This window comes from Thalassotalea euphylliae, from assembly GCF_003390335.1.
Lineage (GTDB): Bacteria > Pseudomonadota > Gammaproteobacteria > Enterobacterales > Alteromonadaceae > Thalassotalea_F > Thalassotalea_F euphylliae_B.
In genome coordinates this window covers 3,765,030-3,778,064 of the sequence record NZ_QUOU01000001.1, presented here as the reverse complement: position 1 = coordinate 3,778,064, position 13,035 = coordinate 3,765,030, and the positions used below count along the sequence as shown (strand labels likewise).

Genomic DNA, 13,035 nt, shown 5'->3' with positions numbered 1-13,035 from the left:
GAGCCACAATGAGTCTTGCCGCTAGACATATAACTACGTTCAACAACTAAACTGAGTAGCCTTAAATGCCACAGATTGTATTGCTTACACTTACGCGCCCTGCGTCACTTGATGAAATTAAAACACTGCGCGATGCAACCGCCAAAGTGTTAGCTAAGCTCGGCATTGATGGCGCCCAAATCAATAAAGTGAAACTGGCAATCTCTGAGTGGACGACTAATATTGTCAAGCACGCTAAACACCCTGCCAGTTTTGTAAAACTTGTTATCTCACAAATCAAAAATATTGAGGGTAATGAGGCACAGCCATCACTAGAACAACGAATTGTAATAAGTATTGAGGATAACAGTACTTACTTTCAGGCTTTTAGCGAACACCAAGCACAAATGACAGGCGAAATGCCGAGCGCAGCTCAATTAGAAAGCTCAACTCAAACAAAAAGCACAGACCAAATTACTCTAAGCTTTGGCGAATCAGGTATGGGGTTGGGCATTATTTTTAAGTTATTTGCCGATTGTGCATACCAACAGAAAATTTCAACAGCGGCGTTAGGCGATCAGATCACCAACGTATTCACCTTTTCTTTACCTTACCAAGCAACGCAGCGCAAAACCGTGCACGTCGCCATCGTAGAAGATGAGCCTATGATGCGCGAGCTGATAAAAGGTTATTTACCTGCGCACTACGAAGTCACTATGTTTGCCGATGGATTAGCGTTTCTTGCAGCATTTCAGCAAGATAGCCCAAGTTCGGCCGCTGCACTGTCGCCAATACCTGCATTCGACTTGGTTATATCGGACATTGCGATGCCCAATTTAGATGGCTTAGCCCTTAAAAAAAGGCTAGCTGACCATCCGCACTTGGCGCAGGTGCCGTTTATATTTTTAACCGCCCAAGACGACTTCGATGTTGAAATGCAGGCGAACCACTTAGGTATCGATAATTATCTGTTAAAACCGATACAAAAAGCGAAATTGCGCTTGTCTGTTGAACGGGCGTTAATTCGTCATCAGCAGCTTGAGGCCGAGCGAGCCGACACGCTAAACCGATCACTCGACAATGCGTTAAATCAATCGCTCAAACCTCAAGTTAACAATACGATTGATGGCTATCAAGCCGGCGTGCGGTCGATATCCCCCATGACAGGTGGAGGAGACTTTATTTATCAACAAGCCATTGGTGACAAAACCTTATTGATTCTGGCTGATGTTATGGGGCATGACGCACAGGCCAAGTTATTTGCTCACAGTTTCAGTGGCTTTTTTGCCGGATTTTTTTCCGGCTTGGCGCAAAACCAACAAAATACGTATCAACAAACAGCTTCCTTTGCATTAACTGAAATGATGGCAGCCCTGTCCAACAAGTTATTCGAAGACGAGTTGTTAAGCACGAGTATGTTTACTTATGTGGCGCTGCTAATTGATAAGCAAGGGGTAGAAGTTGCTTGTGCAGGCCACCCACCACCCGTGCTGATGAGCAATCAAAACGCCAGGCACAAAAACAATCACGACACAAGTAAACACGAATCAATGTACGCCGTTCTTAATGTCGGAGGAGCACTTGCTGGCGTGTGTCCGGATCTTTCATACCAATCGAGCTATGTGCCAATGCAAACCGGTGAGCAGTTAGTGCTGTTTACCGATGGCTTAACCGATTGCTTACCTGATGGGATGACGCCAAACGCCTTATTTGCGCAGTTCGCAATCATCAAGCAGCAATACTCGAGGCTAGATGAGGTTATGGAGCATAGTTTTGGTTATTTTCAATCGCTTTGCCTTGCGTTTGATGATGACGTGACATTGCTGATGTTGGCGAAAATTTAACTGCATGAATGATTTATACCAATTGAATTAATTAATTGATCAATTCAGAGCGCTGTCAGCGGTGGGAGAGCAAGTCAAATTTTTGTTGATATAGTTATTCTACATCTCATCAATTTGGCGCAGTTATCGCGACGCTGACACGCTCCCAAGGGCGAGTTTAAAAGGCTCATATGCGGCGTTATTGATTTTGACAAGGGAGCGACCATTCTCTGCAATCAATGCCTTGCCTCTAAGCCTTTTAATTCTCGCTGAATGATTAAGTATTTATTTCAATTGGTATTAAAGCTCAATTCATCACTTTTCCCGCACTTTCAGGCGAAATTTTTATGGTGTTTAACAGCGACCTAGCTTAGAGTTAGGGGGCGTGTTACTTGCCAAGGAATGAAGTCTGTGACGGAAAAAACACAAATTCTGCTGCTTGAAGACAGCCCAACCTTATCAGCGATTTATGCTGGCTTCTTATCGAAAGAACCCTACGATTTATTGATGGCTGGTAATGGCCAAGCGGCGCTTGACATTATCAACACTGAATGCCCGCGAATCCTGCTGCTCGATTTAAACTTGCCAGATATGTCTGGCATGGATATTTTAAAATATATTCACAAGCAAAATTTACCTATTGCCGTTGTCGTGCTAACCGCTCATGGCTCGGTTGATATTGCCGTAGACGCGATGAAGTATGGCGCATTCGACTTTATCAGTAAGCCTGTTGAACCCAAGCGATTGCTGATCACTTTACGCAATGCCATCAAAAATCAACAAATGAGCCAGATTATTGATGAATATCGCGAGTTAGACCGGCAAGACTTTTGCGGCTTCATCGGCTCGTCAATGGCGATGCAAGGGGTTTATCGCATCATTGAAAGTGCCGCGCCAAGTAATGCAACCGTATTTATTACTGGTGAAAGCGGTACAGGTAAAGAGCTAGGTGCCGAAGCGGTGCATCAATTAAGTGCTCGTAAGGACAAACCTTTCGTTGCCCTTAACTGTGCGGCGATTCCAAAAGATTTGATGGAAAGTGAAATTTTCGGGCATGTGAAAGGCGCGTTTACTGGCGCTTCAGCAGAGCGCAAAGGTGCAGCAGCCATGGCAGATGGCGGCACCTTATTCCTTGATGAACTATGCGAAATGGACTTGGATTTACAGAGCAAGATTCTGCGCTTTATTCAGTCAGGCACCTTCCAAAAAGTTGGCTCAAGTAAGCAAGAAAAAGTCGATGTACGCTTTGTTTGTGCAACCAACCGCGACCCGTTAAAAGAAGTGCAAGCGGGGCGTTTTCGCGAAGATTTATATTACCGACTGCATGTTATTCCCGTAACACTGCCTGCACTGCGTGAGCGCGGCAATGACATATTGCAAATTGCGAAAAAATTCTTGCATGCGATCAGTAATGAAGAGGGTAAGGCATTTAACCGTTTTGCTGCCGATGCTGAACACGTTTTCTTATCGCATAGCTGGCCGGGCAATGTCAGAGAGCTGGAGAATGTCATTCGCAATTTGGTGGTACTCAACAATGGAGAAGCGGTTACTGCCGATATGCTACCGGCGCCATTAAACCAATTAGCACTGGGTACAGCAAAGCTAGCGACAAGCTTTACTCAATCAGTACAGCCGATGAGTGCAGCTGAAAGTCCTGTACTTGAAAGCGCACCATTAATAACCGCAGATCACGCTCAGGTACACGAAGGTACGGCGAGCAATGGCGCAACTATTCATGCAACAGGCGCTGAAACCAAAGCCCCTAATGTTGCTGACATCATGCCACTGTGGCTGGCAGAAAAGCAGGCGATAGAGCAAGCCATTGACGCTTGTGACGGCAATATTCCTAAAGCCGCTGCGCTATTAGATGTCAGTCCGTCAACCATATATCGCAAAAAACAGTCTTGGGATGAGTAACGGCTTAATTGATGCGTTTTGTATAGCAAGCGCTAATTATCGTAGTGAGCAAACCGTTTAAGCGTAAAGGATTGCGTAAATTCTTCGAGACTGGCAGTAAAGCTGGCATTCAAGCGAAACACGAGCGTCGACTGAGGATGCAGTTGGCGCTTTATGCTATGTGACAGCGTCAACACTCAGTCGAATCTTAACAGGCCAAAGCGCCATTACATTCAAAATGTCGCTACGTATATCCCAAACCTTAGAGCGCTCGCCAGCAAGCTGGTTGGGGGCTGTCTAGTGATTGGTTTGTTAAGCGATTGGCTTTGCATCATTTTGCTTATTTAACGTTAACCTTCCAAAAAATTTAGCAGCTTGCAAATATTTAACACCGCTCACTTATTACAGCGTTGCAGTTTGCAAATCGCTGAAGGTATAGATGTTTAACTATTTGTAAATTAATAGAAAAATATATTGGCGCGTATTGTGCTGTTACTCACTTAAAATCGCTAGGATGCAACATAAGGTGAATATCATGAGTCGTTCTTCGCTAAATATCGCTCTGTTGGCTGACAGCCGCAGTTTTGGCGGCATAGAAAGTCATATTGCCAATTTGGCTTTGGGATTAGAGCAGTCAGGGCACAGGGTGTTAATCGTGCTAATGGCAAATTATGGGGAGCATCCGGTGTTTGATGCTAACCCTAAGCTAAGAGCCAAAACCATTAAACTTAGTGGCGGGGTAGTAGAGCTTTATAACACGCTCGACAAGCTCTCGGTCGATGTGGTTCACACTCATGGCTATAAAGCCGGCATCATCGGTCGCTTTGTTTGCCGCATGCAAGATAAAGCGGTTGTTTCAACCTTTCATGCGGGTGAGCGCGGCAGTCTTAAAATTCGCTTTTATCGCTGGCTAGATCGCATCAGTGCCAAAGGGCATCAGTGTATTAGTGTGTCTCAGCCCATTGCCAGAGAGCTCGGTATCAGCAGCGATGTTATTCAGAATTTTGTCGAACCAGCGACAACGAAAAATGTCTCGTTTGGCGGCCGTCAATTGGCATTTGTCGGGCGTTTTAGCGCTGAGAAAGGCCCAGACACATTCGTGAAAGTGGCAGCATCAATGCCAGAGCATATTTTTGCCATGTACGGCGCAGGCCCTCAGTTCTCTTCGCTGGACAAATGTAAACCACTTAATATGTGCTTGCTGGGGCAAGTGCCATCGATGTTACCGCACTGGCAAGATATCAAAGTACTGTGCATTACCAGCCGAGCTGAGGGGCTACCCTTAGTGGCGTTAGAAGCCATGGCGCACGGTATTCCCGTTGTCAGCTATGCCGTTGGCGGTTTGCCGAGTTTGATTGATCATGGCAATAACGGTTGGTTGGTTGAAGGTCATGAGCCGAGCCAGTTTATTGCGGCGCTAACGCAAGTTATGCAGCTTAGCCAAAGTCGTTTCAAACTGATTGCGCAAAACGCGCGAAAAACCATTCTCGATAAGTTCTCAACGTCAGCAGTGGTACCGCAAATTGAAACCGTATATCGCCAGGCACTGGGTGGTTAAGTAAACGCTCAGGTGGTTAAGTAGCGCGCTTTTAGGTTGCAACTATTGATTCGTTAGCATTAGCAGTAGGAGGCCAATCAAATGTTATCTCGACAAGTGAAAAGCTTACTTAGCGATTCTGCCCTGTATGGCTTAGCCATTTTTTTAATGAAGGGCATCTCGCTGCTGATGCTGCCGGTTTACACCCACTATTTGTCGCCCAACGACTATGGTTGTTTAGAGGTGCTGGTGGTGGTTGCTAATGTGTTTTCTATTTTTCTCGGCTTTGGTTTAGTCGAAGCTTTGTATCGCTTTGTTGGACTCGCTGATGGCGATAAACAAAAGCGCATACATGCAGGTGAGTGTTTACTTATTGCTTTGGTGATTGGCTGTTTAGCTTATCTGGTGTTTCATGTTTATTGTGATCAACTTGCCAGTTTGCTGCCAGACCATATCCAAGGTGAAGAAGTTTATTTGTTGGGGATTGCACTGGCGCTGGGCGGTATTATCAATGTGCCGTTAGCTTGGTTGAGAATCACCAGTCGCGCTCGACTGTTTTTCGCTGTCACTATGGTGAAGGTGATCATTCAAGTGGGCTTATCATTTTATTGGTTAGCACAAGGCTGGGGTGTGAAGAGTATTTTAGCTTCTGGTGCCGTTTCTTCTTTAGTGATTGCGCTCTGGCTAAGTGCGATTCAAATCAAAGAAACTGGTTTATCGATTAGTCGCGAGCATTTGGTCGCCATCCTTAACTACGGTTGGCCTATTTTTATCGGTGGCGTGGCGACTTTTGCGTTATCTGGCATGGATCGCTGGCTGCTGGCAGAACATTTTAGCGCCGCAGATATTGCCACCTATGCGATTGCGTTAAAGTTCGCGCTAGTGCCTACGCTATTGATCCAGCCATTTACGCTGTGGTGGTATCCAAAGCGCTTTAGCGTGCTAAAAGCGGACAACGGTACCACAGTCAATGCCCGCTTTGCCATGCTAGGGGCGGTACTAGCGATTGTTTGTTGTGGTCTGCTTGGGCTTATTGGACCTAATTTGATCCGCTGGCTAACGCCACCAAGCTATCACGGCGCGGTACTGCTACTACCTTGGCTACTACTGTGTATGGCACTCAAATTGGTCGGTGAGCTGCTTAACCTAGGCTGCTATGTCGATGCCGATAGTCAGCGTCAAATGCATATCAATCTGATTGCCTCTGCTATTGGCGCTATCTTACTTGTGTTACTTATTCCCGAATTTTTTGTCAACGGCGCACTCGCAGCCTTGGTTGTTGCTTACAGCGTACGTGCCTTGTTGTTTTATTGCTGGAGCCAGCGCCGTTTGTATTTACCATACCGCTTCACTCACTTTAATTTGGCGATTGTCGGGGCGTTAATGGCCAGTTTAGTGGGTCAATTTATCGAGGTGTCACCATGGTTTGGTCTGTTTTAAACACTTCGTTATTTGGTCTGTTGTTTGTCGTTGCCGGCGCTGCCTTGTACTTTTTTCCGCACCCCGTATTACTGGTTGCCATTGGCTTACTGCCGTTTGTTATCTGGGGTGTGGTGCGCTTCTCTTTTTATGTTGTACTGGGCTTTGTGGTGTGCTCGTTTTTTCGCATACACGAAGTGTTTCCCATGCTTTCACCGCTCAAATTACCGCAGTTGTTTGCCTTAGGGGCATTAATGGTCATTTTCCTGCGCTTGGTAGTGATTCAAAATTTAGCGCCTTATTGGTGTCGCCAATTTACTTACTTGATGGCATTTTTTGTGCTGGTGACCTTTGCTTTACCATTTTCAGCGAACGTTGGCGTGGCAATGAATTCATGGTCAGGTACTTACAGTAAAATTATTCTGATGACCTTTGTTATCGCTTGGATGATGCGTGACGAGTCTCACTTTGTGAACGCCTGCCGGATTTACTTGCTAGCCGGGACTTGTGTTGCGGTTGTTGCACTGTTGAACAAAGCCAATGGTATTGGCTTAGTGGAAGGCACTCGCGTCACTATTGGCCGTGATATTGGTTCATTACTGGGCGATCCAAATGATTTGGCGTTGGTACTGTTATACCCGATGGCGTTTGCCATTGGCGCTGCGCTTGAAAAAGGGCTGTCGCGATCAGAGCGTCTGCTTGGTGCGGTTATCTTTATCGTGCTTGTTTTTGCGCTGTTGGCAACGCAAAGCCGCGGTGGTCTCTTGGGGCTAGTGGCGGTGGTGGGGCTATTTGCCTATCAAAGAATAAAGTCAAAAGTGCTGCTCTTTGGCGGTGGTGCAGTGGCTTTAGTTGTACTCTTTGCCGTTGCTGGTATCAGTGAACGCTCTTCGGGTGGTGCGGCGGAAGAGGGCATAGACGAATCGGCGATGGGGCGATTGTACGCGTGGCAAGCCGCGTGGAATATGGCGCTCGACAACCCCATTGCCGGTGTGGGGATTAGCAATTTCTACTTTAACTATTTCTTTTACAGCACCCATTGGGACGGGCTAAACCACGCGGTTCACTCTACTTGGTTTGGCGTACTAGCAGAAACCGGATTCGTTGGTTTGTTGCTGTTTATTTGTTTGGTGGTCTCTACTTTTCTCGTCAGTTGGCGGTTAGTTAATGACGCGCGAAAAATGCTGCTGGCACCCATGATCCGCGTGGTGGTGTGCGCGGCGCCAGCGGGCATTGCCGGCTTTGTGATCTCAGGTACATTCCTGACGCAAGGGTTTATTTGGCCCATTTACCTGCAAGTGGCCTTAGTCATCGCATTAAATAAATTTACTGAGCAGCAATTTGCAAAGTGCAGTGACAAGCCTGTACATCCCTATTTGCAAGTTGCAAATCGCAAATACTAGCCCGCAGTTCCTCCTTTAAATATTCTGAAACTTCCTATCTTATTTATAGTTAACAGTCACTTATCAAACTTGGTGTGTACTTGGTTCGGCACTTGCTCAAAGCTAGTTATCGCTTGCTCAAAGCTGAGTGCTCCAAATAGCTTACAGCAGCGAATAGAACCAGATTAGTGGCTGAGGTAGGTATGACACATGTTAACAGCGAACATATTAGAGCTCTAAATCACGCCAATGAGCAACAAACAACACGCGTATTGTATGTTCATTTTGGCGATAACTGGCTGCGTGGCAGTGAGATTGTCTTGCTAGATGTCATCAACAATGCGCAGCAACAGGGTTATCAGCCTGTGCTTTGGTGTAACAGCCAAGTGTTGGCAGACCAAGCTGAGCAGTTAGGTATCGAAGTTGTTTGTCAGCCCATGGTTTGCTTGGGGTATTGGCTTGAGCCAAAGTGGCAGGTAATAGCATTTATCAATCAGCTATTAACGGCGAGGAAGCTTATCACTAAGCACAATATTGCTTTGGTTCACTGCAATAATGGCGCACCTTGCCAGTGGTTGTCCGTTGTGTGTAAGTGGCTCAAGGTGCCGTTAGTACTGCATTTACATGCTCGCTACCAATATTTTGATCGCTTGGCGTTGGTCTTTGCTGGCGCTGATCACACCATCGGTGTGAGCCAGTCGGTTATCCAAGTTTTTAGTCGCACTGAGCCTAATCACAGTGCGATGAGCGTTATTTACAATGGCGTTGAGCAGCAACGCGCGGTTTCTAATCGTCCCAAGGATCTGCGCGCACTCGTTGGTGCCAGGCAAAATGATACCGTACTACTGTTTGTTGGCTCGCTGATCGCACGCAAAGGTGTTGCCACGCTCATTGCGGCTGTTGCACAGCTGTCTAGCCAACAATCGCCCTGCCAACAATCTAAGGGCCACAAAGTAAAACTGGCCATAGTGGGAGAAGGCGAAGAAAAGCTGCGCCTACAAATGCAAGTGGAATCGTTAGGGCTTACCGAGCACGTTTACTTTTTGGGTGAGCAGCAAGACGTTGCGGCTCTGTATGGTGGCAATGCTGACTGCTTTGTGTCGGTGCCGGATGAAGAAGTGTTCGGGCTAACCTTGGCAGAAGCAAGCTTGGCAGGTATGCCTGTGATCACCACTGATGTGCCCGGCGTTAATGAAATCTACCAAAACAATGTCAGTGCGCGCTTGGTACCAGCCGGAAGTGTTGACGCCCTAGCGAGGGCAATGAGCGAATTAGAGCGTCACCCGCAGCGCTTCAAGCGCTTTGCGACTGAGGCCCAGCGCCACATCGCCCAATCGTTTAGCTGCCAACAGCAATTTCAACAGCTTGATGCGTGTTATCAAGACGTTCTCACCCGTGGCAGCCAAAAAAGCCTGGTGTGGTTAGTGCGTTATCAAATCTCACAAATGACGAGTGCGCTGGTATCACGACTGTGCAGCAAGTTACTAACAGGTTTAAAACATCTTGGTGTGCTGCAAGCAACAGCAAAATAACTAGCGACAGAAGTGGAGGTTGTGATGGAAGTGGTCTCAAAAAAACGCATGTTAGTGTTTGATCCGGTGGCGTATTTTGGTGGTTCAAAACAAGTCGCCAAGCGCTTGCTAGCTCAATTACCACGCGATATCGAAGTTTGGGTTACCACCAATGATGTGGCAACTTGGCAAGGTGAAGCTGTGCATTGCTACCAACTATCAACACCTAGTTGGCTGCGTGATAAAAAATACGGTATCCCGTTTTACCTCAAACACATGTGCTATGCCTTGCAACTAATGCGGCTTAACAAAGAAGCGGGGGGCTTTGAACGTATTGTTGGCTTGTCGGGGCCAACCGTCGACTTTGCTTTAGCGATATTACAATGTTGTAAACAATCCAATTTGGTTCAGTTAGTACAAGGCCCGGTACCCAATTCACGATCTGCTGGCTTTGGCTTATCAAGGGCAACGCGAATTTTTTCCCTCACGAGCGCGCTGCCAACGGTTAAGCTGGCGATAACCAGATTTGTGAACAGCACAATAGTGGGGAAAAAAGCGGTGCCGACCTCTGCTATCGAAGAGTTTACCAATGCCATTGAACGAAGTGATATTAAGGTGCACCAACGCAGCAAAAAGGTTGAGATTTTATGGAGTGCCTCACTGGTGAAATGGAAGCGTTTAGACGTCTTGCTTGAGGCGATAAAAGTGCTGCGCACGACATACCGACTCACTGAATTTAGCGTCAACGTTTGTTACATCAAGCCACCCGCTGGCGAGCCTAAGTGTATTGATCTTGAGGCAATAAAAGCGCACCTCCCAGATAACGTTAGGTTGTTCGAGCAACCGGACAACCTCGCTGAACTGCGCGCTCGTTCAAGTATTTTTGTTTCAACGGCAGAGCAAGAACCCTTTGGCCTAGCCATTTTAGAGGCACTGGCCGCCAAACTGGCTGTCGTGCTGCCACGTGATGGTGCGTACTGGGACAAAACCCTGGTGGATGGCAAAAACTGCGCAAAATACCAACCCTTATCACCACTTGCGTTAGCCCAGTGCTTGGCAAGGCTTATTCACAACCCGAAAGGCTGTCATCGCATTGCCATCAAAGGGAGATTAAAAAGCAAACACTATCGAGCAACCCAGTGTTATTCGCAGATCACAAAGGCGCTGTCATTTTAAGAAGCGAGTCGCTTGCATTTTGCAATAGCTTTGCAGTGATTGTTTTTAAGGGTTTGTTATTTAATGTCTTTTTTATTGGTTCGGTTTCTGCATTAGCTAAAGGGGTAAGGCAAAGTAGCTAAGCAAAGTAAGCAATAACAACTCGATAGTAAAGTGCAGCACAGTGTGAATTTTTCAACAGTATTGAAAGTAAGCGTTGGGCTAGGCAGTAGGAGGCGATATGCAAAGTTTTAGTATTCACTACGCTAAACAATGGGCAAAAACCAGTGATAGTTGGTTTGCCAAACTTATTAAGCGCGGCTGGCGAACAATAAAGGCGCTAGAAATGCCCAATGTGCCGATAGTGTTCAGCTTACTCTATCACCTGCATGTGGTGGTGAAGCAATGCTTGGCGGACTTATTGCGAGTACTTTATTACACGCCAATGTTCAAAGCACGGCTAAGCAATCAACCCAAGCAACTCTATTTGTACGGCGGCTTACCTGTGGTTATTGGCAGTTTAGATATCTACATGGGGGATCGTGTCAGACTCGCGGCGATGACGACAATTAGCGGCCGCGCAGTAGGGCGTCGCGTTCCCAAGCTCGTGGTTGGCGATAATGTGGGTATTGGCTGGCGAACGTCTATTTCGGTCGGTCAAAACATTGTAATAGGTAACAATGTGCGTATTGCTGGTGATTGCTATTTAGCGGGTTACCCGGGACACCCTGTCGATGCTAAAGCAAGAGCGAAGGGGTTGCCAGATACCGATGATCAAATTGGCGATATCGTTTTGTACGATGATGTGTGGCTGGCGACAGGGGTAAAAGTGATGCCAGGCGTTACTATCGGCAAGGGCACAATTGTTGCCGCTGGCAGTGTTGTCACCAAAGATTTACCTGAGAATGTGCTGGCCGCTGGTTCCCCTGCAAAGGTTGTCAAGTCGCTAAAGTCGTTAAAATCGATAGTGGAGTAGCTCATGGATAAGTCTGCAAATAATGACTGCACTCAAGGTGGTAATGAGCCGATTGCGAGTCGTCCTATGATTGTTTTTGGCGAAGACTGGGGAGCACACCCAAGCTCGACACAGCACTTAGTCAAAGTACTAAGTACGCAGCGCGACATTGTCTGGGTAAATTCAATTGGGCTGCGCAAACCCAGATTTAACTGGCGTGATCTCACGCGTATTGTGAGCAAGCTTAAAGCCCGGTTTTTCGGCCAAAGTGCTGATTCTATGGCAGCTCACACTGGTCAAGATAACAGGGCTAGCAATAACGATTTCAGCACTCAAGCTGCCAGTGGCAAGGGCGAGCAAAAAGGAAAAGGGTCGTATACGTTTACGGTTATTAACCCGCTAGTCTTTCCTTGCACAGATCAGCCGATACTTGCTTGGCTCAACAAATTGTTACTCAAGCAACAATTGAGGCGGGCGATGAAAAAACTCAGTGGCAAACCCATTGTTTGGGCGTCGTTACCGACCGCGGTCGATTATTTATCTTTGTTTGAGCGCAAGCAATTTGATTGTGACTGCGTGTACTACTGCGGTGACGATTTTAGCGCGCTGGCTGGGGTTGACCATGATTTTGTTGTCACCAAGGAGCAAGAGTTATGCGAACGCGCCAGCACGGTATTTGCAGCAAGTCAGCCGCTGGTGAGTAAATTACCACAGCAAAAAACGGTCGTAATTCCACACGGTGTTGATTGTCAGCTTTTTCAATCGCCCAAGGTGGCGAGCGGTAAAAGAGGACTTGATAAGGTGTGGCCACGCGATTTGCCTATGGGCAAACCGATAGCGGGTTTTTATGGCAGTGTGTCACAGTGGCTAGATCAATCACTATTGGCGCAAAGTGCAGAGACGTTGCCTAATTGGAATTTTGTGCTAATAGGTAATATCGAATGCGATGTAAGTTTACTGACAAAATACAAGAATATTCACTTTCTGGAGGCAAAGCCACACGAATGCTTGCCACAGTATATACAGCATTGGCAAGTGGCGATGTTGCCATTTAAAAACAGCCAACAAATTCGCATGTGTAATCCGCTAAAACTGCGGGAGTATTTAGCCAGTGGCACGCCAATCGCGAGTACTTACTTCAATGCGTTGGCTGAATATCAGCACTTGGTGGAAGTGGCGAGTGAGCAACAAAGTTTTGCGAGGTCGATAGTACTTGCAAGCCGACGTTCGAGCGTTGCAGAAGTTAAATCGCGCGTGGCAAGTGTCAAACAAGCCTCTTGGCAGCGCAGGGCTGAACAGGTAAGCGAGTATTTGCTGTTTTCGCGCTAACGCCTGATTGTTAGTAATACTTGTTTGTAGAGTTAAGGGAGAGTAATCA

At 46.8% G+C, this 13,035-nt stretch carries 10 protein-coding genes; all 10 read left to right on the top strand.

Translation table 11 applies throughout. The annotated features are described in order from the left end of the window. The first annotated feature begins 65 nt into the window (after window positions 1–65). The 10 genes from DXX93_RS16550 to DXX93_RS16505 all read left to right on the top strand — a co-directional run bounded on the left by DXX93_RS16550 (window position 66) and on the right by DXX93_RS16505 (window position 12,986). On the top strand, window positions 66–1,823 hold the full coding sequence (locus DXX93_RS16550; RefSeq protein WP_116009074.1) for a SpoIIE family protein phosphatase: 1,758 nt from the start codon (window positions 66–68) through the stop codon (window positions 1,821–1,823). Window positions 1,824–2,204: 381 nt separating this feature from the next. After that, window positions 2,205–3,719 (top strand): sigma-54-dependent transcriptional regulator, encoded by a 1,515-nt coding sequence (locus DXX93_RS16545; RefSeq protein ID WP_116009073.1) that lies wholly within the window; start codon window positions 2,205–2,207, stop codon window positions 3,717–3,719. A gap of 160 nt (window positions 3,720–3,879) precedes the next feature. After that, window positions 3,880–3,999: a hypothetical protein gene (locus DXX93_RS21205; RefSeq protein ID WP_374188933.1), complete on the top strand. Its 120-nt coding sequence runs from the start codon at window positions 3,880–3,882 to the stop codon at window positions 3,997–3,999. Window positions 4,000–4,233: 234 nt separating this feature from the next. Next, a complete protein-coding gene (locus DXX93_RS16535; RefSeq protein WP_181902241.1) occupies window positions 4,234–5,256 on the top strand; it encodes a glycosyltransferase family 4 protein in 1,023 nt (340 codons plus the stop codon). 81 nt (window positions 5,257–5,337) lie between these two features. Further along, a complete protein-coding gene (locus DXX93_RS16530) occupies window positions 5,338–6,675 on the top strand; it encodes a lipopolysaccharide biosynthesis protein (RefSeq protein WP_116009071.1) in 1,338 nt (445 codons plus the stop codon). Continuing rightward, the gene (locus DXX93_RS16525) at window positions 6,657–8,057 is read left to right on the top strand and encodes an O-antigen ligase family protein (protein WP_116009070.1); all 1,401 of its coding nucleotides are present in this window, start codon (window positions 6,657–6,659) and stop codon (window positions 8,055–8,057) included. Before DXX93_RS16530 ends, DXX93_RS16525 begins: the two co-directional genes overlap by 19 nt. A gap of 182 nt (window positions 8,058–8,239) precedes the next feature. Continuing rightward, entirely contained in the window at window positions 8,240–9,568 is a 1,329-nt protein-coding gene (locus tag DXX93_RS16520; RefSeq protein WP_116009069.1) for a glycosyltransferase, read from the top strand. Window positions 9,569–9,592: 24 nt separating this feature from the next. Beyond that, window positions 9,593–10,723 carry a glycosyltransferase family 4 protein gene (locus DXX93_RS16515; RefSeq protein WP_116009068.1) on the top strand — a complete coding sequence of 377 codons (1,131 nt, stop codon included), beginning with the start codon at window positions 9,593–9,595 and terminating at the stop codon, window positions 10,721–10,723. A gap of 220 nt (window positions 10,724–10,943) precedes the next feature. Next, on the top strand, window positions 10,944–11,678 hold the full coding sequence (locus DXX93_RS16510) for an acyltransferase (RefSeq protein ID WP_116009067.1): 735 nt from the start codon (window positions 10,944–10,946) through the stop codon (window positions 11,676–11,678). A gap of 3 nt (window positions 11,679–11,681) precedes the next feature. Next, entirely contained in the window at window positions 11,682–12,986 is a 1,305-nt protein-coding gene (locus DXX93_RS16505) for a glycosyltransferase family 1 protein (RefSeq protein ID WP_116009066.1), read from the top strand. Window positions 12,987–13,035 lie beyond the last annotated feature (49 nt).

Bases quoted from the DNA above. Each gene is read 5' to 3' on its own strand.
- DXX93_RS16550 (WP_116009074.1), top strand. From the start codon at position 66: ATGCCACAGATTGTATTGCTTACACTTACGCGCCCTGCGTCACTTGAT.
- DXX93_RS16545 (WP_116009073.1), top strand. From the start codon at position 2,205: ATGAAGTCTGTGACGGAAAAAACACAAATTCTGCTGCTTGAAGACAGC.
- DXX93_RS16535 (WP_181902241.1), top strand. From the start codon at position 4,234: ATGAGTCGTTCTTCGCTAAATATCGCTCTGTTGGCTGACAGCCGCAGT.
- DXX93_RS16530 (WP_116009071.1), top strand. From the start codon at position 5,338: ATGTTATCTCGACAAGTGAAAAGCTTACTTAGCGATTCTGCCCTGTAT.
- DXX93_RS16525 (WP_116009070.1), top strand. From the start codon at position 6,657: ATGGTTTGGTCTGTTTTAAACACTTCGTTATTTGGTCTGTTGTTTGTC.
- DXX93_RS16520 (WP_116009069.1), top strand. From the start codon at position 8,240: ATGACACATGTTAACAGCGAACATATTAGAGCTCTAAATCACGCCAAT.
- DXX93_RS16515 (WP_116009068.1), top strand. From the start codon at position 9,593: ATGGAAGTGGTCTCAAAAAAACGCATGTTAGTGTTTGATCCGGTGGCG.
- DXX93_RS16510 (WP_116009067.1), top strand. From the start codon at position 10,944: ATGCAAAGTTTTAGTATTCACTACGCTAAACAATGGGCAAAAACCAGT.
- DXX93_RS16505 (WP_116009066.1), top strand. From the start codon at position 11,682: ATGGATAAGTCTGCAAATAATGACTGCACTCAAGGTGGTAATGAGCCG.